General features: G+C 62.8%; 19 protein-coding genes. 8 read left to right on the top strand and 11 right to left on the bottom strand.

The window, feature by feature from the left end:
• Nucleotides 1-27: 27 nt before the first annotated feature.
• From GFU70_RS05300 to GFU70_RS05270, 7 genes are all read right to left on the bottom strand, one after another.
• On the bottom strand, nucleotides 28-1,038 hold the full coding sequence (locus GFU70_RS05300; protein ID WP_058545987.1) for a chemotaxis response regulator protein-glutamate methylesterase: 1,011 nt from the start codon (nucleotides 1,036-1,038) through the stop codon (nucleotides 28-30).
• Nucleotides 1,035-3,299, bottom strand: coding sequence for a hybrid sensor histidine kinase/response regulator (locus GFU70_RS05295; RefSeq protein WP_153387705.1), 2,265 nt, complete (start codon nucleotides 3,297-3,299; stop codon nucleotides 1,035-1,037). The genes GFU70_RS05300 and GFU70_RS05295 overlap by 4 nt, the downstream gene beginning before the upstream one ends.
• Entirely contained in the window at nucleotides 3,296-3,967 is a 672-nt protein-coding gene (locus GFU70_RS05290; RefSeq protein ID WP_116643100.1) for a chemotaxis protein CheW, read from the bottom strand. Before GFU70_RS05290 ends, GFU70_RS05295 begins: the two co-directional genes overlap by 4 nt.
• Entirely contained in the window at nucleotides 3,964-5,229 is a 1,266-nt protein-coding gene (locus tag GFU70_RS05285) for a CheR family methyltransferase (protein ID WP_116643101.1), read from the bottom strand. Before GFU70_RS05285 ends, GFU70_RS05290 begins: the two co-directional genes overlap by 4 nt.
• Nucleotides 5,226-5,762, bottom strand: a complete 537-nt coding sequence (locus tag GFU70_RS05280) for a chemotaxis protein CheW (RefSeq protein WP_116643102.1) — start codon at nucleotides 5,760-5,762, stop codon at nucleotides 5,226-5,228. The genes GFU70_RS05285 and GFU70_RS05280 overlap by 4 nt, the downstream gene beginning before the upstream one ends.
• Nucleotides 5,762-7,324 (bottom strand): methyl-accepting chemotaxis protein, encoded by a 1,563-nt coding sequence (locus GFU70_RS05275; RefSeq protein WP_254704440.1) that lies wholly within the window; start codon nucleotides 7,322-7,324, stop codon nucleotides 5,762-5,764. The genes GFU70_RS05280 and GFU70_RS05275 overlap by 1 nt, the downstream gene beginning before the upstream one ends.
• Nucleotides 7,325-7,619: 295 nt before the next feature.
• The gene (locus GFU70_RS05270; protein WP_153387704.1) at nucleotides 7,620-8,327 is read right to left on the bottom strand and encodes a tellurite resistance TerB family protein; all 708 of its coding nucleotides are present in this window, start codon (nucleotides 8,325-8,327) and stop codon (nucleotides 7,620-7,622) included.
• Nucleotides 8,328-8,509: 182 nt separating this feature from the next.
• On the opposite strand from GFU70_RS05270, the gene GFU70_RS05265 reads away from it, so the two are divergent.
• The 7 genes from GFU70_RS05265 (at nucleotide 8,510) to GFU70_RS05235 (ending at nucleotide 16,782) form a co-directional block, all read left to right on the top strand.
• Complete coding sequence (locus tag GFU70_RS05265; RefSeq protein WP_058542948.1) at nucleotides 8,510-9,424, top strand: LysR family transcriptional regulator; 915 nt, start codon at nucleotides 8,510-8,512, stop codon at nucleotides 9,422-9,424.
• A gap of 130 nt (nucleotides 9,425-9,554) precedes the next feature.
• The gene (locus tag GFU70_RS05260) at nucleotides 9,555-11,012 is read left to right on the top strand and encodes a gamma-aminobutyraldehyde dehydrogenase (protein WP_058542947.1); all 1,458 of its coding nucleotides are present in this window, start codon (nucleotides 9,555-9,557) and stop codon (nucleotides 11,010-11,012) included.
• A 90-nt stretch (nucleotides 11,013-11,102) separates the two neighbouring features.
• A complete protein-coding gene (ydcS, locus tag GFU70_RS05255) occupies nucleotides 11,103-12,254 on the top strand; it encodes a putative ABC transporter substrate-binding protein YdcS (protein WP_116643103.1) in 1,152 nt (383 codons plus the stop codon).
• Between the two features lie 236 nt (nucleotides 12,255-12,490).
• Nucleotides 12,491-13,528, top strand: a complete 1,038-nt coding sequence (locus tag GFU70_RS05250; protein WP_058545469.1) for an ABC transporter ATP-binding protein — start codon at nucleotides 12,491-12,493, stop codon at nucleotides 13,526-13,528.
• Nucleotide 13,529: 1 nt separating this feature from the next.
• Entirely contained in the window at nucleotides 13,530-14,477 is a 948-nt protein-coding gene (locus GFU70_RS05245) for an ABC transporter permease (RefSeq protein ID WP_058545468.1), read from the top strand.
• Nucleotides 14,467-15,285 (top strand): ABC transporter permease, encoded by an 819-nt coding sequence (locus GFU70_RS05240; RefSeq protein ID WP_058545467.1) that lies wholly within the window; start codon nucleotides 14,467-14,469, stop codon nucleotides 15,283-15,285. Before GFU70_RS05245 ends, GFU70_RS05240 begins: the two co-directional genes overlap by 11 nt.
• A gap of 72 nt (nucleotides 15,286-15,357) precedes the next feature.
• Nucleotides 15,358-16,782 (top strand): gamma-aminobutyraldehyde dehydrogenase, encoded by a 1,425-nt coding sequence (locus tag GFU70_RS05235; protein WP_058545466.1) that lies wholly within the window; start codon nucleotides 15,358-15,360, stop codon nucleotides 16,780-16,782.
• Between the two features lie 63 nt (nucleotides 16,783-16,845).
• On the opposite strand, the gene GFU70_RS05230 is transcribed toward GFU70_RS05235, so the two are convergent.
• The 3 genes from GFU70_RS05230 to GFU70_RS05220 all read right to left on the bottom strand — a co-directional run bounded on the left by GFU70_RS05230 (nucleotide 16,846) and on the right by GFU70_RS05220 (nucleotide 17,838).
• Nucleotides 16,846-17,247, bottom strand: coding sequence for a type II toxin-antitoxin system VapC family toxin (locus GFU70_RS05230; protein WP_058545465.1), 402 nt, complete (start codon nucleotides 17,245-17,247; stop codon nucleotides 16,846-16,848).
• Nucleotides 17,247-17,492, bottom strand: coding sequence for an AbrB/MazE/SpoVT family DNA-binding domain-containing protein (locus GFU70_RS05225; protein ID WP_058545464.1), 246 nt, complete (start codon nucleotides 17,490-17,492; stop codon nucleotides 17,247-17,249). The genes GFU70_RS05230 and GFU70_RS05225 overlap by 1 nt, the downstream gene beginning before the upstream one ends.
• A 160-nt stretch (nucleotides 17,493-17,652) precedes the next feature.
• Nucleotides 17,653-17,838 (bottom strand): hypothetical protein, encoded by a 186-nt coding sequence (locus GFU70_RS05220; RefSeq protein WP_058545463.1) that lies wholly within the window; start codon nucleotides 17,836-17,838, stop codon nucleotides 17,653-17,655.
• 361 nt (nucleotides 17,839-18,199) lie between these two features.
• Here GFU70_RS05220 and GFU70_RS05215 point away from each other — a divergent pair, with 361 nt between their 5' ends.
• On the top strand, nucleotides 18,200-19,828 hold the full coding sequence (locus GFU70_RS05215) for a glucan biosynthesis protein D (protein ID WP_116643105.1): 1,629 nt from the start codon (nucleotides 18,200-18,202) through the stop codon (nucleotides 19,826-19,828).
• A 183-nt stretch (nucleotides 19,829-20,011) separates the two neighbouring features.
• Here the strand turns inward: GFU70_RS05215 and GFU70_RS05210 are convergent, their stop codons facing one another.
• Nucleotides 20,012-21,118, bottom strand: a complete 1,107-nt coding sequence (locus GFU70_RS05210) for an NADH:flavin oxidoreductase/NADH oxidase (protein WP_058544711.1) — start codon at nucleotides 21,116-21,118, stop codon at nucleotides 20,012-20,014.
• Between the last annotated feature and the right edge of the window lie 15 nt (nucleotides 21,119-21,133).

Genomic DNA, 21,133 nt, shown 5'->3' with positions numbered 1-21,133 from the left:
GGCCTGGGGTAACGCTGGCGGGGTTGTTCATGGGGTAAAAAGCTCCAACAGCCGTGGCGCGATAGCGTCCAGGGCGAGAATATGGGCGGCGGCGTCGATGGCGGCCGCCGCTTTGGGCATCCCGTACACCGCACTGCTGCGCTGGTCCTGAGCAATGGTCACATAGCCCTGTTGGCGCATGAGTTTAAGCCCTTGTGCACCATCGCGGCCCATGCCGGTGAGCAATACGCCCACCGCGTCGCCGCTCCAGTACTGGGCGACACTTTCAAAAAACACGTCGATGGAGGGCCGGTAGATCTCGTTCACTGGCTCGGCGGTGTAGGCCAGGGTGCCGTCTTTCAACAAACGCAGATGATGGTTGGTCCCGGCCAGCAACACCGTGCCACTTTGCGGCGTCTCGCCGGCCCGGGCCAGGCGCACCGTGTGGCCCGAGACACTGCCCAGCCACTGGGCCATGCCGGCGGCGAACACCTCGTCCACATGTTGGACCAGCACGATGGCCGGGGTAAAGTTGCGCGGCAGCGCCTTGAGCAGCACCTCCAGCGCCGCCGGCCCGCCCGCCGACGACCCGATGGCCACCAGGCTCTTGGGCGACACCGCCGCACGCTGCGCCGCCGGTGCCGGTCGTTCACGCTTGTTGCGCTCACCAATCAGCCAGCCGATGTTGGTGATCTTGCGCAGCAGCGGCGCCGCCGCATCTGCCGGGTTACCGACGCCCAAGGCCGGGGTATCGACCACATCCAGCGCGCCATGGCCCATGGCCTCGAACACCCGGTGGACGTTCTGCTGGCTATCACCGGTAACGATCACGATAGCGCAGGGGCTGCCGGCCATGATCCGCCGAGTGGCCTCCACGCCGTCCATGACCGGCATGAGCAAGTCCATGAGGATCAGGTCGGGGGTGTATTCGGCACAACGCTGCACCGCCTCGGCCCCGTTGGCGGCCACCCAGACCAGTTGATGCGCCGGCTCGAACGCCAGGGCACGGCGCAGCGCTTCGACTGCCAGGGGCATGTCATTGACGATGGCGATCTTCAAGCGCGCGCCCCTCCGATCAATTCGACCACGGCATCGAGCAAGGCGTCGTCGTGGAAACTCGCCTTGGCCAGATAATAGTCGGCGCCGGCGTCCAGGCCACGGCGGCGATCCTCTTCGCGGTCCTTGTAGGACACCACCATCACCGGCAGCGATTGCAAGCGGTTGTCGCGCCGCAACAGCGACACCAACTCGATGCCGTCCATGCGCGGCATGTCGATGTCGGTGATCAGCAGGTCGAAATCCTCCGAGCGCAGGGCGTTCCAGCCGTCCATCCCGTCCACGGCTACTGCCACGTCGTAGCCGCGATTGAGCAACAACTTGCGTTGCAGCTCGCGCACGGTCAGGGAATCGTCCACCACCAGGATCCGCTTGCGCGGGGCCTGGGCCTGGTTCTGCCGGGCGATACGCTCCAAGCGTCCGGTATCGAGCAACTTGTCCACCGAACGCAGCAGGTCTTCGACATCGACAATCAACACCACTGAGCCATCGTCGAGCAAGGCCCCGGCAGAAATGTCCTGGACCTTGCCCAGGCGTTCGTCCAGGGGCAGCACCACCAGGGTCCGCTCGCCAATGAAGCGCTCCACCGCCACGCCGTAGATCGTCTCGCGCTCGCGGATCACCACGACCTTGAGGGTCTGGCTACTGTTTTGCGGCGCCGGGCGATTGAGCAATTGGCTGGCGGCCACCAACCCGATATGCCGGCCTTCGTGCCAGAAATGCTGGCGGCCTTCGACCTGGACGATGTCCTCCGGCGCCAGGTCGCACATGCGTTCAATGTGGGCCAGGGGAAAGGCGTAGGCTTCATCGCCGACTTCCACCACCAGGCTGCGCACCACCGACAGCGTCAGCGGCACCTCAAGATGGAAACGACTGCCCTGGCCCGCCGTCTGCTCCAGCACCACCGCGCCGCGCAGTTGCCGGACCATGTGCTGGACCGCGTCCAGGCCGACGCCGCGTCCGGACACTTCGGTGACCTTGTCGCGCAGGCTGAAACCGGGCAGGAACAGGAAGGTCAGCAGCTCCTCTTCGCTCAGGCTGGCGGCGGTTTGCTCAGGGGAAAGGCCGCGCTCGACGATGCTGCGGCGCACCCGTTCCAGGTCCACCCCGGCGCCGTCGTCCGCCAGCTCCAACACCAGCAGACCGGCCTGATGGGAAGCCCGCAGGCGGATCAGGCCTTCGGCGGGCTTGCCGGCCAGTACTCGTTGCTCCGGGGGCTCGATGCCATGGTCCACGGCGTTGCGCAGCAAATGGGTCAACGGCGCTTCGAGCTGTTCCAGCACATCGCGGTCGACCTGGGTTTTCTCGCCTTCAATCTCCAGGCGCACCTGTTTGCCCAGGCTGCGACCCAGGTCACGGACCATTCGCGCCTGGCCCGAAAGCACATCGGCGAACGGCCGCATGCGGCAGGCCAGCGCCGTGTCGTACAGCACCTGCGCCCGCTGACTGGCCTGCCAGGCGAATTCATCCAGCTCGGCGGTTTTCTGCGCCAGCAATTGCTGGGTTTCGGCGAGCAAGCGCCGAGCATCGCCAAGGGCTTCCTGGGCTTGCAGGCTCAGGGCGTGGTCCTTGAGGTGCACATTCAGTTCTTCAAGGGCGCGCAGGCCGGTGCTTTGCTGGCGCTTGAGCCGTTGTAGCGTCGCCAGCCAGGGCTTGAGGCGCTGGGTCTCCACCAGGGACTTGCTCGACAGATCAAGCAAGCTGTTGAGGCGTTCGGCCGTGACCCGCAAGACCCGCTCGCCGCCTTCGGTGACCCGTTTGCGCTTGGGGGCCGGCTCCGCTGCCGCGGCCGGTTGCACTTGCGGCAGCTCGACGCGTAGCGGCTCGATCGGCGTCTCGATGCTCGGCAACGCCGCTGCCGGAGCCTGTGGCGCGTTGGGATCAAGCAGCCGCCCCATCAACGCCACATAGGCGTCGATGTCCGGGGCACCGACGCTATTGCCGGGGGTGGCGATGCGCGTCAGCAGGTCTGTGCCTTGCAGCAAGGCATCGATGTGCTCGGCGCCCAACACCAGGCGCCGCGCCTGGGCGCTGACCAGGCAATCTTCCATCACGTGAGCCACGCTGACGCCAGCGTCCACCCCGACAATGCGCGCCGCGCCCTTGAGCGAATGCGCCGCGCGCATGCACGATTCCAGATAATCGGCCTGGGTCGGATCGCGCTCCAGGGCCAGCAAACCGGCGCTCAGCACCTGGACCTGGGCTTCGGCTTCCAGGCTGAACAGCTCCAGCAACGAGGCGTCGCGCATCTGATCTGGGGTCATGACAGGCTCCGAGCCACGGCGGACAGCAACTGTTCTTCATCCAGCCAGCGCAGGCTGCGGCCCTTAAAGGGCAGAACGCCACGGGTATATTTGCCCGCCGATTGCGAAGCACTCGTCAGGATGCGCTCATCGATGGCATGGATGCCGTCCACTTCATCCACCGGCACCACCACCGGCCCGCCCTTGGCCGCGACAATCAACATGCGCGGCATGACCCGTGCGCCGGAAACCGCCGCCACGCCGGGCTCCAGGTCCAACAGCTCCACCAGCGACAGACAGGCCACCAGCGCCCCGCGTACATTCGCCACGCCCAGCAAGGCCCGTGAGCGCTGGTGGGGCAAGGAATGGATCGGCTGCAACGGCGCCACTTCCACCAGGCTGCGCGTCGTCAGGCCCAGCCATTCCTCGCCGAGGCGGAACATCAGCAGCGAGCGCGTGACCACCTCGGTGTCTGCGGGGGCCAGGGACAGATCCCGCTGATCCTGGGGCAAGGCATAACGATCGAGCAGCCGGGTGGCGGCCGCCGAATACACCGAGCAATTGCGGCAGTGGATATGCTCGACCAACAACGGACAGGATTTGTCGCCATGCACCCCGATGCGATTCCAGCAGTCGTCGATTGCCTGGGCATCGTCATGGGTAACGGTGTAAGAAGCCGAACCGCTCATCGTTTGTGCTCACTGTCTGCTGCGCGCCCGCTACGGGCGGCGCGTTCCTGCAATCGACGGGCTCCGGCCGCGTCTCCCTGGGAAGCCAGCAGCGCCGCCAGATGCACCAGGGCCTCGGCGTGTTGCGGTTCAAGATAAAGCGCCTTGCGATAAAAACCCTGGGCCTCAAGCGCGCTGCCAGCCATGTCGCTGAGCAGGCCCAACCAATAGAACACCTGGGCGTTTGGCGCGTGGCTGCGCAAGTAGGCTTCGCAAGCCACGCGGGCCTCGGCGCTTTTGCCACCGTTGGCCAGGGCGGCGATATTGGCCAGCAAGGTCGTGGCGTCGCTGCTTTTGGGCTCGACAATCGGCGTCACGTTCGCCGCAAACGGCCGCGGCCGAATCAGCGGCGGGACAACGCGAGGCGCAGGTTGACGAACCGGCAGCGGGGTCGGCATCAAGGCCGGCAGCGGTTGGGGCTCGGCAGCCCCCTGGCGGCTGAAGGCGAACGATTGGGCGATCCCGATCGAGCGCATGCCCAGCCGCCCCAACAAGCTGCCCTCGGCGGGACCGATAAACAGCACACCGTCCTGATGGGTCAGGCGCTTGAGCACCTCGAACACCTGCTGCTGGGTCGGCTGATCGAAATAGATCAACAGGTTGCGACAGAACACAAAGTCGTAAGGAGCCTCGTTTACCAGCAAGGCCGGATCCAGCAGGTTGCCCACCTGCAAGCGCACCTGCTCGCGCACCCGCTCGCTGAGGCGGTAGCCTTCGGCTTCGGCGTCGAAGTGCCGCTCGCGAAAACCCAACTCTGCGCCACGGAAGGAATTCCTGCCGTAGCGCGCCTCCTTGGCCCGCGCCACCGACAGCGGGCTGACGTCCAGGCCGTCCACCTTGAACTGATGTGGCCCCAGGCCTGCGTCGAGCAAGGCCATGGCAATGGAATAAGGTTCTTCGCCGGTGGAACACGGCAAGCTGAGGATGCGCAGCGCGCGCAGGTGCTTGATCTCGGCCAGGCGCTTGACGGCCAGCCTGGCGAGGGTCGCGAAGGATTCGGGGTAGCGGAAGAACCAGGTCTCCGGAACGATCACCGCTTCGATCAGCGCCTGCTGCTCCGGGGACGAATGCTGCAGGCCCTGCCAATATTCATCGGCGGTTCGCCCGGGCACGGCACCGATGCGCTGGCGCACGGCCCGCTCGATGATCGCGGTGCCGACGGAGGTCACATCCAGGCCGATGCGCTCCTTGAGGAAATCGAAAAAACGCTGGTCGTTATTCATGGCGTTGTCTCGAGGTCGTCGAGGTTCAGCGGCGGCGCAGGAAACAGCAGCGCCCGAACGGATTCATCGAGCAGGTCATTGACCCGCACCCATTGCAGTAACCCCTTGGCATCTTCGCGCACCGGGCCGAGGTACGGCGCCTGCCGGTTGTCCAGCCCATAGGGTTTGAAATCGGCCGGGTCACAGCGCACGGTGTCGGTCGCCTGTTCCAGGATCAGGCCCAGCACCTGTCCCGTTTGTTGCGTGTCGCCCTGATAGCGCACCAGCACCAGTCGCGTACTGGTCCGGGCCTTGGCGCTGTGGCCAAAGGTCAGGGCGCACAGGTCGATCACCGGCACTACCGTGCCACGCCAGGCAAACACCCCCGCCACCCAGGACGGCGCCTGGGCGATCGGCTTGAGGGGCAGGCGCGGCAGCACTTCCACCACATCGATGGCCTGCAGGGCGTAGCGTTCGTGGCCGATGCAGAACACCAGGAACAACGTCTGGCGGGCCGTCGGCGCGGTGCCACGCCGGGTCTCGAGTTCGCCCATCAGACTTTGAAACGCGAGACGCCGCTGCGCAGCCCTACGGCTACCTGGCTCAGTTCGTCGATGGCGGAACTGGCCTGGCGCAGGGACTCCACCGTCTGGCTGCTGGCATCGCCCAGTTGCACCAGGGCGTGGTTGATCTGCTCGGCACCGGTGGCCTGGGCCTGCATGCCTTCGTTGACCATCAACACCCGCGGCGCCAGGGCCTGGACCTGATGAATGATCTGCGACAGTTGCTCACCGACCTGCTGCACCTCGGCCATGCCCCGGCGCACCTCTTCGGAGAACTTGTCCATGCCCATCACCCCGGCCGACACCGCGGACTGGATCTCGCGCACCATCTGCTCGATGTCATAGGTCGCCACGGCAGTCTGGTCAGCCAGGCGTCGTACTTCAGTGGCAACCACGGCAAACCCGCGACCGTACTCGCCAGCCTTTTCGGCCTCGATGGCCGCGTTGAGGGACAACAGGTTGGTCTGGTCGGCCACTTTGACGATGGTCACCACCACCTGGTTGATGTTGCCGGCCTTCTCGTTGAGGATCGCCAGCTTGGCGTTCACCAGGTCGGCGGCGCCCATCACCGAATGCATGGTTTCCTCCATGCGCGCCAGGCCTTGCTGGCCGGAGCCGGCGGCCACCGAGGCCTGGTCGGCGGCGCTGGACACTTCGGTCATGGTGCGCACCAGGTCTCGGGAGGTGGCGGCGATTTCCCGGGACGTCGCGCCGATCTCGGTGGTGGTGGCGGCAGTTTCGGTGGCCGTGGCCTGTTGCTGGCGCGAGGTGGCGGCGATCTCGGTCACCGAAGTGGTGACCTGCACCGAAGAGCGTTGGGCCTGGGACACCAGTGAGGTCAGCTCGGCCATCATGTCGTTGAAGCCGGTTTCCACGGCGCCGAATTCGTCTTTGCGCGCCAGGTTCAAGCGCCCGCTCAGGTCGCCGCTGCGCATGATCTCGAGGATTTCGACGATGCGGTTCATCGGCCCCATGATCGCCCGCATCAGCAACAGGCCACAGAGTGCGGCGACGATCAGCGCGACCAGTAACGACAGGCCCATGGCGACCTTGGCTGCCGTCACCGCATCACCAATGGTCTGGGTGGCGTTTTCCGCCAGCTCGCGATTGCGCTCGATGATGTGATCCAAATGCCCACGGCCGCCGATCCATGCTGGCGTCAGCTCTTTGTCCAAGGCCTGCCGCGCACCTTCGTAATCCTTGCGCTGGTACAAGTCCAGGACCTTGGCCATGGCCTGGTTGAACGCCAGGTGATTGGCCTCGAATTCGTCGAAAGAGGCTTGGTCGGCCGGGTTCTGGATCAGTTTTTGATAGTTCTGTATTTCTTCGCGCAGGTGCCGCTCGAAGCCCTGGTAACGGGCCTTGTCCTCGGCGGTGACTTCCCGGTTACCTGAAAGGCCGACGATCTGTTGGGTCAAGACGTAGCTGTCGACCCAGCCACCGCGAATCATGGAGCTGTAATACACCCCTGGCACCGCATCGACCCGGACGTTTTCTTCACTGTCCTGGATCTTCAACAACCGTGAATAGGAGACAACCACCATCAACAGCATGATGGCGATGATCACTGCAAAACTCGCCAGGATGCGTTGGCGCAATGTCCAATTCTTCACAGTCAAACCTCGGGGCACTTGAAAATGCTGGGGAGTATAGCCGAGGGCGGCGTCGGGCCTGTATGGCGGTATGAGGGGATTTTGACGAAGGCGAGGCTTGTAGTTTTCTCAAGATGAGCAATGCCTCTGTGGGAGCGAGCTTGCTCGCGATAGCGGGGCGTCAGGCAACGAAGCTATAACTGACTGGGCCCCATCGCGAGCAAGCTCGCTCCCACAGGGATAGGTTGGGAGTGTTCTATACAGTCGCCTGGCGCACCTGCTTTTCCAGTTCAGCCTTCAGCCCCGGCTCAAGCTTGAGTTGGCGCGCCAGTTCATCGAGGTAGGACTTCTCCATGAAGTTTTCCTCGTCCACCAGCATCACGCTGGCGATGTACATTTCCGCCGCCATTTCCGGGGTGCTGGCGGCGCGGGCGACGTCGGTGGGGTCCAGGGGCTTGTTGAGCTCGGCGTGCAGCCAGTGTTGCAGTTCCTGGTCGTTGTCCAGCTTGGTGAATTCACCTTCGATCAACTGCCGCTCGCGCTCGTCCACATGGCCGTCGGCCTTGGCCGCCGCCACCAGCGCCTTGAGGATCGCCTGGCTATGCTGCTCGACCTGAGCCGGGGGCACGCGGTCGAGGGTCTGCGGTTCGGTTTTCGGCGCGCCGCCCTGCTGGGCCTGCCAGTTGCCGTAGGCCTTGTAGGCGATCACGCCCAAGGCCGCGAGGCCACCATAGGCCAGGGCCTTGCCGCCGAAGCTGCGGGCTTTCTTGTTGCCCAGCAACAGGCCCATGGCCCCGGCGGCCAGCGCTCCGCCGCCCGCGCCGGAAAGCATCCCGCCCAGGTTGCCGGAGCCGCCGAGCAACCCGCCCAGGCCGCCGGACGACTTGCCCTGGGAGCCAGCCTTGTTCTGCAACATTTGCTGGCCGGACTTGAGAAGCTGATCGAGCAATCCACGGGTGTTCATTTGTTGCCTCCACCTATTGGGTCAACTTGAGGCCACCAGCCTAGATCGAAAGTGCCCCGGCGCCTCGGGCGAGATTGCTTCCAGATGTTGCCTGACGTTTTCAGCGAAGCGCTCACCTGCCCTTCTAAAAAAACGATATACACTCAAGCACATCGATAAAACCGCCCATCGGGTATTCGACCATGATGACCCTGCGTCAGATCCGCCATTTCATCGCCGTGGCCGAAACCGGCTCCATCTCTGCCGCTGCGCAAACGGCATTCATTTCCCAGTCCACCTTGACCCTGGCCATCCAGCAACTGGAGCAGGAAATCGGCGTCAGCCTGTTCAACCGCCACGCCAAGGGCATGACCCTGACACACCAGGGGCATCAATTCCTGCGCCAGGCCCACCTGATCCTGGCCACCGTCGACAACGCCAAGCGCAGCCTGCAACAGAGCACCGACCAGATCGCCGGCCAAGTCACCATTGGCGTCACCAGCCTGGTCGCAGGGTATTACCTGGCGGACCTGCTGACCCGTTTCCAGCGCGCCTATCCCAACGTGGACATCCGCGTAATGGAGGACGAGCGGCCGTATATCGAGCATTTGCTGGTCAGCGGCGAAATCGACGTCGGGGTGTTGATCCTGTCCAACCTGGAAGACCGTCACGCCTTGCAGACCGAAGTCCTGACGCATTCGCCACACCGTTTGTGGCTGCCGGCGCAGCACCCGCTGCTGGAACACGACAGCATCAGCCTGGCCGACGTGGCCCGCGAGCCGCTGATTCAGCTGAACGTCGATGAAATGGACCGCAACGCCCAACGCTTGTGGCGCGGTGCCGGCCTGCAACCGAGGATCACCCTGCGTACTGCCTCGACCGAAGCGGTGCGCAGCCTGGTGGCGGCAGGTTTGGGGGTGTCGATCCAACCGGACATGACGTACCGCCCATGGTCGCTGGAAGGCGACATCATCGAAGCGCGACCGATTGCCGACCTCAACCAGACCCTCGACGTCGGCCTGGCTTGGCGCCGGGGCACGGCGCGCCCGGCGTCGGTCGACCCGTTCCTGGCCGTCGCCCGGGAACAGCCCCATGGCGGGCGCAGGCTATCTATTTAATCGAACGCAGCCTTGAGTATTTCGAATTTGTTGTCCTCGGATCCGAGCACTAATCTGACTGCACCACTCTCTTGCTGTGGGTTCTTTTTTTAACTGGCAGTAGTCATCACCCTTAAAAGAGAAGGCGAACATGGCTGGTACGCAAGCCCCGTTGTGCACCGCGTTGCTAATCGACGGGGAACTGGTTCCCGGCGAAGGCATTGTCGAGCCGATCCTCAACCCGGCCAGCGGCGAAGTGCTGGCTCACATCGCCGAGGCCAGTGCCGAGCAGGTCGAAGCCGCGATCCTCGCCGCCCATCAGGCCTTCGACGGCTGGTCGCGCACCACGCCACAACAACGCTCGAACCTGCTGCTGGACATCGCCAGCGCCATCGAAAAGAACGCCGATGAGCTGGCGCGCCTCGAATCCTTGAACTGCGGCAAGCCGCTGCACCTGGCGCGCCAGGATGACCTCAGCGCCACGGTGGATGTATTCCGTTTCTTCGCCGGCGCGGTGCGCTGCCAGACCGGCCAGCTCAGTGGCGAATACCTGCCCGGCTACACCAGCATGGTGCGTCGCGACCCGATCGGCGTGGTGGCGTCCATTGCGCCGTGGAACTACCCGATCATGATGGCCGCCTGGAAAATCGCCCCGGCCCTGGCCGCCGGCAATACGCTGGTGTTCAAGCCGTCGGAACACACACCGCTGTCGATCCTGGCCTTGGCGCCGACGCTGGCCCAGCTCCTGCCACGGGGCGTGATCAACATCCTCTGCGGAGGCGGCGAAGGTGTGGGCAGCCATCTGGTCAGCCATCCCAAAGTGCGCATGGTCTCGCTGACCGGCGATATCGTCACGGGGCAGAAGATCCTCCAGGCTGCGGCCAAAACCCTCAAGCGCACGCACCTGGAGCTGGGTGGCAAGGCGCCCGTAATCGTGTGCAACGACGCCGACATCCAGGCCGTGGTCGAAGGCGTGCGCACCTACGGTTATTACAACGCGGGGCAGGATTGCACCGCGGCCTGCCGGATCTACGCCCAGGACGGGATCCACGACCGCCTGGTGGCCGAACTCGGCGCGGCGGTCAGCAGCCTGCGCTTTGCCGGCAAGCGCGACGCCGACAATGAGATCGGCCCGCTGATCAGCACTCGCCAGCGCGACCGGGTCGCCAGTTTCGTCGAGCGCGCCCTCGGCCAGCCACACATCGAACGCATTACCGGCGCAGCGGTGCATTCCGGCGCCGGTTTCTACTACCAGCCCACGCTGCTGGCCGGCTGCAAGCAAAGCGATGAAATCGTCCAGCGCGAAGTGTTCGGCCCGGTCGTCACCGTGACCCGCTTCGACGAACTCAGCCAGGCGGTGGACTGGGCCAACGATTCCGAATACGGCCTGGCGTCCTCGGTATGGACCCAGAACCTGGACAAGGCCATGCAAGTGGCGGCGCGGCTGCAATACGGCTGCACCTGGATCAACAGTCATTTCATGCTGGTCAGCGAAATGCCCCACGGCGGCCTGAAACGTTCGGGCTATGGGAAGGACCTGTCCAGCGATTCGCTACAGGACTACAGCGTGGTGCGCCACATCATGGCTCGCCACGGCCAGCATCTGTAGATAACAGCACTACTCTAATAACAGGCCATCCATGGCGCTTCACCCTGTTCGAACACTGCCCCGACCATAATTAAAGCAAGAGGGATTTCCATGTACGCGCACAAGACCGTATTGCTCAGTGCAATCACCACGGCGCTGCTGACCAGCGTCAGCCTCCAGGCCGCCGAACCGCTCAAGGCCGTCGGCGCCGGTGAGGGCCAACTGGATATCGTCGCCTGGCCGGGTTACATCGAACGCGGCGAAAGCGACAAGGCCTACGATTGGGTCACGGGTTTCGAGAAGGAAACCGGTTGCAAGGTCAATGTGAAAACCGCCGCGACGTCCGACGAAATGGTCAGCCTGATGGCCAAGGGTGGCTACGACCTGGTCACCGCCTCGGGCGACGCCTCGCTACGGCTGATTGCCGGCAAGCGCGTACAGCCGATCAACACCGCGCTGATCCCCAACTGGAAAAGCCTCGACCCGCGTCTCAAGGATGCACCGTGGTACGTGGTCAACCAGCAGACCTACGGCACCCCATACCAGTGGGGCCCGAACGTGCTGATGTACAACACCGAGGTGTTCAAGCAGGCGCCTACCAGTTGGAGCGTGCTGTTCAGCGCCCAGAACCTGCCCGACGGCAAGCCGAACAAAGGCCGCGTGCAAGCCTACGATGGCCCGATCTACATCGCCGACGCGGCGCTGTACCTCAAGACCGCCAAGCCTGAGCTGGGCATCAAGGACCCCTACCAACTCGACGAAGCCCAGTACAAGGCCGTGCTGGAACTGCTGCGGGCCCAGCAACCGCTGATCCACCGCTACTGGCACGACACCACCGTGCAGATGAGCGACTTCAAGAACGAAGGCGTGGTGGCCTCCGGCGCCTGGCCGTATCAGGTCAACGGGTTGATGAACGAGAAGCAACCGATCGCCTCGACCATTCCAAAAGAAGGCGCCACCGGCTGGGCCGACACCACGATGTTGCACGCCGAAGCCAAGCACCCCAACTGCGCCTACAAGTGGATGGACTGGTCGCTGCAACCGAAAGTCCAGGGTGACGTCGCCGCGTGGTTCGGCTCGTTGCCGGCGGTACCGGCGGCGTGCAAGGCCAGCGAACTGCTGGGCGCCGAGGGCTGCAAGACCAACGGTTTCGATCAGTTCGACAAGATCGCCTTCTGGAAAACCCCACAGGCCGAGGGCGGCAAGTTCGTGCCGTACAGCCGCTGGACCCAGGACTACATTGCGATCATGGGCGGGCGTTAAGGCCAATCAGCCGGCATGAACACAGCAGATGAAAATCTGCTCTTGTGGCGAGGGGATTTATCCCCGCTGGGCTGCGAAGCAGCCCCAAAACAGGCGACTCAATCTGCCTGATAGTCAGAGTCTTCAGTTTGGGGGCGCTTCGCGCCCCAGCGGGGATAAATCCCCTCGCCACAGTTTGGTGCCCCACCCACCCACCCTCCATCCAATAGAAGTCGCGCTTTTTGGAGCCCCGCACCATGACGCTTGCAGTCCAATTCATCCAGGTATCCCGTCAGTTCGGCGATGTGAAGGCCGTTGACCGGGTTTGCATCGACATTCAGGACGGCGAGTTCTTTTCCATGCTGGGCCCGTCCGGCTCGGGCAAGACCACCTGCCTGCGGCTGATCGCCGGGTTCGAGCAACCCAGTGCCGGCTCGATCCGCATCCACGGCGAAGAGGCCACCGGGCTTGCGCCGTACCAGCGGGACGTCAACACAGTGTTCCAGGATTACGCCCTCTTCCCCCATATGAACGTGCGCGACAACGTGGCCTACGGCCTGAAAGTCAAAGGTGTCGCCAAGTCCGAGCGCATCCAGCGCGCCGACGAAGCGCTGGAGATGGTCGCCCTGGGCGGCTACGGCGAACGCAAGCCGGTGCAGCTCTCCGGCGGCCAGCGCCAACGCGTGGCCCTGGCCCGAGCGCTGGTCAATCGTCCACGGGTATTGCTGCTCGATGAACCCCTGGGCGCCCTCGACCTGAAGCTGCGCGAACAGATGCAGGGCGAATTGAAAAAGCTGCAACGCCAGCTAGGCATTACCTTCATTTTCGTCACCCACGACCAGACCGAAGCACTGTCGATGTCCGACCGCGTGGCCGTGTTCAACAAGGGCCGTATCGAACAAGTCGACACCCCACGCAACTTGTACATGAAACCGGCAACCACCTTCGTCGCCGAATTCGTCGGCACCTCCAACGTGATTCGTGGCGAGCTGGCCCGAGAACTGAGCGGTCATCCACAACCGTTCTCGATCCGCCCGGAACATGTGCGTTTCGCCGAGGGCCCGTTGGCCAGTGGTGAGATCGAAGTCCACGGCCTGCTGCACGACATCCAGTACCAGGGCAGCGCCACGCGCTACGAGTTGAAACTTGCCAACGGCCAGACCCTGAACCTCAGCCAGGCCAACACCCAGTGGCTCGACGACACGGCCCAGCACCAGACCGGCCAGCACCTGAGCGTACGCTGGGCGCGGGAGGCGATGGTCGCACTGCACGACACCGTCAGTGGCGAGGTGTGAGATGAGCAGCTTGGCCATCACTCCAAAGCCCACGTCCGGCTCACCGTTGCGACGGTTTTCCAACCTGCTGTACCGACGGCCCAACCTGTACCTGTCGATGTTGCTGGTGCCGCCGCTGATCTGGTTCGGCGCGATCTACCTGGGCTCGCTGCTGACCTTGCTGTGGCAGGGTTTCTATACCTTCGACGACTTCACCATGACGGTCACGCCGGACCTGACCCTGACGAATTTCGCGGCGCTGTTCCAACCCTCCAATTTCGACATCATTTTGCGCACCCTGAGCATGGCGATAGCGGTGTCCATCGCCAGCGCCATCGTCGCGTTCCCGATCGCCTACTACATGGCGCGCTACACTCGCGGCAAGACCAAGGCGTTCTTCTACATCGCGGTGATGCTGCCGATGTGGGCCAGCTATATCGTCAAGGCCTATGCCTGGACGCTGCTGCTGGCCAAGGGTGGCGTGGCGCAGTGGTTCGTCCAGCACCTGGGCCTGGGGCCGGTGTTGCAGTTCGTGCTGGGGATCCCGGGCGTAGGCGGCAGTACCTTGTCCACCTCTCACCTGGGGCGTTTTCTGGTATTCGTCTACATCTGGCTGCCGTTCATGATCCTGCCGATCCAGGCGTCCCTGGAGCGTCTGCCGCCGTCGCTGCTGCAAGCCTCGGCCGACCTGGGCGCCAGGCCACACCAGACGTTCATGCAGGTGATCCTGCCGCTGTCGATCCCGGGCATTGCCGCCGGTTCGATCTTCACTTTCTCACTGACCCTGGGGGATTTCATCGTGCCGCAACTGGTGGGCCCGCCGGGCTACTTCGTCGGCAGCATGGTCTACGCCCAGCAAGGCGCCATCGGCAACATGCCCATGGCCGCGGCGTTCACCCTGGTGCCCATCGTGCTGATCGCCCTCTACTTATCCATCGTCAAGCGACTGGGAGCATTCGATGCACTCTGACTCTCAAGACCGGGCCTCGTGGGGCTTGCGGATCGCGGCGTGGGGCGGGCTGGTGTTCCTGCATTTCCCGATCCTGATCATCTTCCTCTACGCCTTCAATACCGAGGACGCAGCGTTCAGCTTTCCGCCCAAGGGCCTGACCCTGAAGTGGTTCAGCATCGCTTTCTCGCGCCCGGATGTGCTGGAGGCGATCAAGCTGTCGTTGCAGGTCGCGGCCATCGCCACGCTGATCGCCATGGTGCTCGGCACCCTGGCCTCGGCGGCGCTGTACCGGCGCGATTTCTTCGGCAAACAGGGCATTTCGCTGATGCTGATCCTGCCGATTGCCTTGCCGGGCATCATCACCGGCATTGCGCTGCTGGCGACCTTCAAGACCCTGGGTATCGAGCCGGGCATGTTCACCATCGTCGTCGGCCATGCCACCTTTTGCGTGGTGATCGTCTACAACAACGTCATCGCCCGCCTGCGCCGCACCTCCCACAGCCTGATCGAGGCGTCGATGGACCTGGGCGCCGACGGCTGGCAGACCTTTCGCTACATCATCTTGCCTAACCTGGGGTCGGCACTGCTGGCCGGCGGGATGCTGGCCTTCGCGCTGTCGTTCGACGAAATCATCGTCACCACCTTTACCGCCGGCCACGAACGCACCTTGCCGCTGTGGCTGCTCAACCAACTCAGCCGCCCGCGCGATGTGCCGGTGACCAACGTGGTGGCAATGCTGGTGATGATGGTCACGATGTTGCCGATATTGGGCGCGTATTACCTGACCCGCGGTGGTGAGAGCGTGGCCGGGAGCGGCGGGAAGTAAGCCCTTTTCCCACAGAGTTTTTTGTGGGATCGGTTCCAGCAGACACAGAACTGTTTCGATGAGGACAATGCTATGCAAACCAAACTGCTGATCAACGGCCACCTGGTGAACGGCGAAGGCCCTGGCCAGGCTGTGTTCAACCCGGCGCTGGGCCGGGTGCTGGTGGAGATCAATGAAGCCAGCGAGGCCCAGGTCGATGCCGCCGTGCGCGCCGCCGACGCGGCCTTCGAGTCCTGGTCGCAAGTACCGCCCAAGGACCGTTCCCTGTTGCTGCTCAAGCTGGCCGACGCCATCGAAGCCCACGGCGAAGAACTGGCAAAACTGGAGTCGGACAACTGCGGCAAGCCCTTGAGCGCCGCGCTGAATGACGAGATCCCGGCGATTGCCGACGTGTTCCGCTTCTTTGCCGGCGCCAGCCGCTGCATGAGTGGTTCGGCGGGCGGCGAATACCTGCCGGGACACACCTCGATGATCCGCCGCGACCCGGTGGGCGTCATCGCCTCCATCGCGCCGTGGAACTACCCGCTGATGATGGTCGCCTGGAAAATCGCCCCGGCCCTGGCCGCCGGTAATACCGTGGTGCTCAAGCCGTCAGAGCAGACCCCACTGACCGCGTTGCGCCTGGCAGAGCTGGCGTCGGAGATTTTCCCGGCCGGCGTGCTCAACGTGATCTTTGGTCGTGGGCAAACAGTCGGCAACCCGCTGGTCACTCACCCGAAAGTGCGCATGGTGTCGCTGACCGGCTCCATCGCCACCGGTTCGAACATCATTTCCAGCACCGCCGACAGCGTCAAGCGCATGCACATGGAACTGGGCGGCAAGGCCCCGGTGATCATTTTCGACGACGCCGACATTGACGCGGCCGTGGAAGGCATCCGCACCTTCGGTTTCTACAACGCCGGCCAGGACTGCACCGCCGCCTGCCGCATCTATGCCCAGCAAGGCATCTACGAGCAGTTTGTCGAGAAGCTCGGCGCTGCGGTGAGCAGCATCATGTATGGCCTGCAAACGGCGCCAGACACCGAGATGGGCCCGCTGATCACCGCCCAGCACCGCGACCGCGTGGCCGGATTCGTCGAACGGGCCATCGCCCAGCCGCATATCCGCCTGATCACCGGTGGCAAGGCGGTGGAGGGCAACGGGTTCTTCTTCGAACCGACAGTATTGGCCGACGCCCAGCAGGACGACGAAATCGTCCGTCGGGAAGTCTTCGGCCCGGTGGTGTCCGTCACGCCCTTCGTCGACGAAGCACAAGTGCTGGCCTGGGCCAACGATTCGGACTACGGCCTGGCCTCATCGGTGTGGACCGCCGACATCGGCCGCGCCCATCGCCTATCGGCACGCCTGCAATACGGCTGCACCTGGGTGAACACCCACTTCATGCTCGTCAGCGAAATGCCCCATGGCGGTCAGAAACGTTCCGGCTACGGCAAGGACATGTCCATGTATGGGCTGGAGGATTACACGGTGGTGCGGCATGTGATGTTCAAGCATTGAGCCAATGCCAATTGCGATTACACCACGACCAAGGGGACGATATTGGTCGTGGTGAAGCGCACCTCACGATGGCACCACCAACTGCACCGAAGGAAAATAATTTCGGTAGCGCTTCGGGTCACGTGTAAGCAAAGGAAGACGCTTGACAGCCGCATGGGCACCGATGAAAAAATCGGCAAGCACATTATTTTTGCCACCGCCTACCTTTCGATAACGCACAAAAGCCTTCCCTGCCAAAAACAACGCCGGACGAGGTACCTCCTGCATTAGCAGCCCCATCTCTTCGACAACCTCATCCAACGCTTCGAAGGTAGAAAATGTCTGGGACAGTTCAGCATAAATAACTGGATTGATTACCAAATTGTGAATTTTGGATTGGGCACGCATCTGCTCGATGGACCAATCAGCCCAAACCGGATCATCCTCCAGCACATCGATCAACACGTTGGTATCGACCAATATCATCAGTCTTCACCACGCAACAGGGCCATAAGATCGTCTGTGCGCCATTTGATATCCGCCCTGCCACGGACAGCTTCAAAACGATCACTAATGGCAGCCTCGGCTGTTCCAGATTTACCTGCATGCAGCACTACCTCGCCCTGTGCATTGATGCTGAACTCTACCGCACAGCCAGGAATCAAGTGCAGCGCGTCGCGGATGGGTTTGGGAATGGTGACTTGTCCTTTACTGGTCATCGTCGTCGGCATTGTATTCTCCTCGAAGTATTACTTTGCATAGAAAAGTAATACTTCGCGCCCAGGCCTGCAACCGCCGCTGACGGTAGGCCGATGTGCTTGGCCTCGTTTGAAAACTCCCACTCGCTGGTAGGAAAACTGAGAGGCCATTTAAAGACTGCAGGGTCTCTGGTCAAAACCGCGAAACACTGCGCATCGCATCCACCAGATAGCGCATGGCGATGCGGTCGTTTTCCGACAACTCCCGATAGCGCTCCACCAGCCTTAACTCTTCCAGGCTGAGCCGGCGTGTTTTGCGCGGGTTGGTCAGGCCTGGAAAGATCCCCAGCATTTCGGCAATGCCCTGTATTTTTGTCATGAACTGTCCTTCTTTACGTCGAGGTTTGACCTGATAGCACCGTCTGGATCCGGGTTAGATCGTCTTCACGCTAAAGAATAGGGAGGATTCAAAGCGTGGAAAGGGGGAATTAGAGTAATTAGTCAAAAAAAGTCGAAATCGACATAAAAAAAGAAATAACTGTAAGAAAGTTTGACCAAGCCACGCTTTCTTTTCTCTCGAAGCCCGCATTTCCCCTATGATTTTTCGCCTCGGTGAACCGATCCAGCTCTCAGGCATCTGTTCTAACGTTCGTCGCGTTTGGCCAAAGGCATGTCCGAACTCCCTTATCAGTCTCTGTTGCCAGGATCGGCTCGGGATTGTTTCGAGAAAGGTTGTATTTATGCACCGCAGGAATCTGCTCAAGGCCTCCATGGCCTTCGCCGCCTACACCGGGCTGTCGGCCTCCGGGCTCATGGCCGCACGCGCCTGGGCCGGCGATCAGACTGCCGACGGCCAAGCCCGTCCCTTCGATTTCAACGGATTGAAGGATCAGGCCCGACAGCTGGCCAAGAGCCGCTACGTCGACACCAAGCAGGTGCTGCCAGAAACCCTGGCCCTGATGTCGCCGCTGCAGTTCAACGCCATCCAGTACGACGCCAACCACTCCCTGTGGAATGACTTGGACGGGCGGCAACTGGACGCGCAGTTCTTCCACGTCGGCATGGGCTTCAAGCAGCCGGTGCGCATGTACAGCGTCGATCCGAAGACGCGTATGGCCCGTGAGGTGCACTTTCGCCCGGAACTGTTCAACTATGAGAAAACCACGGTCAACACCGCGCAACTGAAGGGTGACCTGGGCTTCGCCGGCTTTCGCGTCTTCAAGGCACCGGAGCTGGACCGGCACGACATCGTTTCGTTTCTGGGGGCCAGCTACTTCCGCGCCGTGGACGCCAGCGGCCAGTACGGGCTGTCGGCCCGCGGCCTGGCCATCGACACCTATGCGAAGAAGCGTGAGGAGTTCCCGGACTTCACCAAGTTCTGGTTCGAAACCCCGGAAAAGAACAGCACCCGGTTCGTGGTCTACGCCCTGCTCGACTCACCCAGCGCCACCGGTGCCTATCGGTTTGATATCGATTGCCAACCGACCCGGGTGGTGATGGAGATCGACGCGCACATCAATGCCCGAACCGCCATCGAGCAACTGGGGATCGCGCCGATGACCAGCATGTTCAGCTGTGGCACCGTCGAACGGCGCATGTGCGACACCATTCACCCGCAAATCCACGACTCCGACCGGCTGGCCATGTGGCGCGGCAACGGCGAGTGGGTGTGCCGTCCGCTGAACAACCCTGCCACCCTGCAATTCAACGCCTTCGCCGACAAGGACCCCAAAGGCTTCGGCCTGGTGCAGACCGACCACGACTTTGCCAGCTACCAGGACACCGTGGACTGGTACAGCAAGCGCCCAAGCCTGTGGGTCGAGCCGACGACGGCCTGGGGCGAAGGCTCGGTCGACTTGCTGGAGATTCCTACCACTGGCGAAACCCTGGACAACATTGTTGCGTTCTGGACACCGAAAAAACCGGTGGCCGCCGGTGACTCTCTGAACTATGGCTACAAACTCTACTGGAGCGCGCTGCCGCCGGTGAGCACGGACCTGGCCCGCGTCGACGCGACCCGCTCAGGCATGGGCGGCTTCATCGAAGGCTGGGCTCCGGGCGAGCATTACCCGACCGTCTGGGCCCGTCGCTTTGCCGTGGACTTCAGCGGCGGCGGCCTCGACCAACTGCCGCCAGGCACCGGCATCGAACCGGTGGTGACCTGCTCCCATGGTGAAGTGAAGGACTTCAACGTGCTGGTGATAGATGCAATCAAGGGCTACCGCATCACCTTCGACTGGTACCCGACCGACGACAGTGTGGAACCGGTGCAGATGCGTCTGTTCATTCGCACCAAGGACCGCACCTTGAGCGAGACCTGGTTATACCAGTACTTCCCGCCGGCGCCGGATAAGCGCAAGTATCCCTGAGCCTGGCAGCGTCAGGAATGACGCCTTCGCGAGCAAGCCCGCTCCCACAGTAGCTTTGTGTTGTTCACACAGCCCCTGTGGGAGCGAGCTTGCTCGCGAAGACGGCAGTACAAACATCCACGACTCCAGATAAGCAAAAAGCCCCGGCCAATGACGACCGGGGCTTTTTGTTTTACCAAGCACTCAATCGCGCAGATCCGACTCATGAATCGGCTGGTCCCGATGCGTAGCCCGCTGGTACTGCGCCGGCCACGTGGCCTTGCGGCCGCCCAGGTCATCATCGGCATGCAGGGCCCAGTACGGATCGCGCAACAATTCGCGGGCCAGGAAGATGATGTCGGCCTGGCAGGTGCGCAGGATGTGTTCGGCCTGGGCCGGTTCGGTGATCATGCCGACTGTACCGGTGGCGATTTCCGACTCCTTGCGCACCCGCTCGGCAAAGCGTGTCTGGTAACCCGGGCCGGTGGGAATTTCCGCATTGGCTGCGGTGCCGCCCGATGAGACATCGATCAAGTCCACCCCCAGGGCCCTGAATCGCCGCGCCAGTTCCACGGTTTCATCCGGGTTCCAACCGTCCTCGACCCAATCGGTGGCAGAGACACGAACGAATACCGGCAACTCTTCAGGCCATACGGCCCGGATCGCCTCAGTGACTTGCAGCACCAAGCGGATGCGGTTCTCGAACGAGCCGCCGTATTGATCACGTCGCTGATTGCTCAAGGGCGACAGGAATTGATGCAGCAGATAACCATGGGCCGCGTGGACCTCGACCACTTTGAAGCCGGCCGTGAGCGCGCGCTTGGCCGAATCCACGAAGGCCTGGATCACGCCGGCGATTTGCCCTTCATCCAATTGCACCGGCTGGGTGTGTTGCGGATCGAAGGCAATCGGTGACGGGCCGACTGGAACCCAGCCGCCATCCGCCGGTTTTACGCTGCCATGCTTGCCCAGCCAGGGTCGCCAGGTGCTGGCCTTGCGTCCGGCATGGGCCAGTTGTATGCCTGGCACGGCCCCTTGGGCGGTGATGAAACGGGTGATGCGTTGCAAGGGTTCGATCTGTTCATCATTCCACAGCCCCAAATCCTGGGCAGTGATACGACCTTCGGCGGTGACGGCGGTGGCTTCGGTGAACACCAGGCCGGCACCGCCCACGGCACGGCTGCCCAAATGCACCAGGTGCCAATCGTTGGCCAGGCCATCGGTGCTCGAATACTGGCACATTGGCGATACCGCGATGCGATTGGGCAGGGTCAATTGGCGAAGGGTATAGGGTTCCAGCAGCAGACTCATGGGGCACCTCTCGAA

The organism is Pseudomonas brassicacearum, from assembly GCF_009601685.2.
Lineage (GTDB): Bacteria > Pseudomonadota > Gammaproteobacteria > Pseudomonadales > Pseudomonadaceae > Aquipseudomonas > Aquipseudomonas kilonensis_B.
The sequence above is the reverse complement of the archived record's forward strand: the minus strand, read 5'-3'. Positions and strand labels throughout refer to the sequence as shown.

What these genes read in the sequence shown, in the direction of transcription:
- GFU70_RS05280 (WP_116643102.1), bottom strand. Translation starts at nt 5,762, where the DNA reads ATGGGCGAACTCGAGACCCGGCGTGGCACCGCGCCGACGGCCCGCCAG.
- GFU70_RS05265 (WP_058542948.1), top strand. Translation starts at nt 8,510, where the DNA reads ATGATGACCCTGCGTCAGATCCGCCATTTCATCGCCGTGGCCGAAACC.
- GFU70_RS05285 (WP_116643101.1), bottom strand. Translation starts at nt 5,229, where the DNA reads ATGAATAACGACCAGCGTTTTTTCGATTTCCTCAAGGAGCGCATCGGC.
- GFU70_RS05215 (WP_116643105.1), top strand. Translation starts at nt 18,200, where the DNA reads ATGCACCGCAGGAATCTGCTCAAGGCCTCCATGGCCTTCGCCGCCTAC.
- GFU70_RS05235 (WP_058545466.1), top strand. Translation starts at nt 15,358, where the DNA reads ATGCAAACCAAACTGCTGATCAACGGCCACCTGGTGAACGGCGAAGGC.
- GFU70_RS05275 (WP_254704440.1), bottom strand. Translation starts at nt 7,324, where the DNA reads ATGCTGTTGATGGTGGTTGTCTCCTATTCACGGTTGTTGAAGATCCAG.
- GFU70_RS05230 (WP_058545465.1), bottom strand. Translation starts at nt 17,247, where the DNA reads ATGATATTGGTCGATACCAACGTGTTGATCGATGTGCTGGAGGATGAT.
- GFU70_RS05260 (WP_058542947.1), top strand. Translation starts at nt 9,555, where the DNA reads ATGGCTGGTACGCAAGCCCCGTTGTGCACCGCGTTGCTAATCGACGGG.
- GFU70_RS05290 (WP_116643100.1), bottom strand. Translation starts at nt 3,967, where the DNA reads ATGAGCGGTTCGGCTTCTTACACCGTTACCCATGACGATGCCCAGGCA.
- GFU70_RS05245 (WP_058545468.1), top strand. Translation starts at nt 13,530, where the DNA reads ATGAGCAGCTTGGCCATCACTCCAAAGCCCACGTCCGGCTCACCGTTG.
- ydcS (WP_116643103.1), top strand. Translation starts at nt 11,103, where the DNA reads ATGTACGCGCACAAGACCGTATTGCTCAGTGCAATCACCACGGCGCTG.
- GFU70_RS05220 (WP_058545463.1), bottom strand. Translation starts at nt 17,838, where the DNA reads ATGACAAAAATACAGGGCATTGCCGAAATGCTGGGGATCTTTCCAGGC.
- GFU70_RS05250 (WP_058545469.1), top strand. Translation starts at nt 12,491, where the DNA reads ATGACGCTTGCAGTCCAATTCATCCAGGTATCCCGTCAGTTCGGCGAT.
- GFU70_RS05240 (WP_058545467.1), top strand. Translation starts at nt 14,467, where the DNA reads ATGCACTCTGACTCTCAAGACCGGGCCTCGTGGGGCTTGCGGATCGCG.
- GFU70_RS05225 (WP_058545464.1), bottom strand. Translation starts at nt 17,492, where the DNA reads ATGCCGACGACGATGACCAGTAAAGGACAAGTCACCATTCCCAAACCC.
- GFU70_RS05270 (WP_153387704.1), bottom strand. Translation starts at nt 8,327, where the DNA reads ATGAACACCCGTGGATTGCTCGATCAGCTTCTCAAGTCCGGCCAGCAA.
- GFU70_RS05295 (WP_153387705.1), bottom strand. Translation starts at nt 3,299, where the DNA reads ATGACCCCAGATCAGATGCGCGACGCCTCGTTGCTGGAGCTGTTCAGC.
- GFU70_RS05210 (WP_058544711.1), bottom strand. Translation starts at nt 21,118, where the DNA reads ATGAGTCTGCTGCTGGAACCCTATACCCTTCGCCAATTGACCCTGCCC.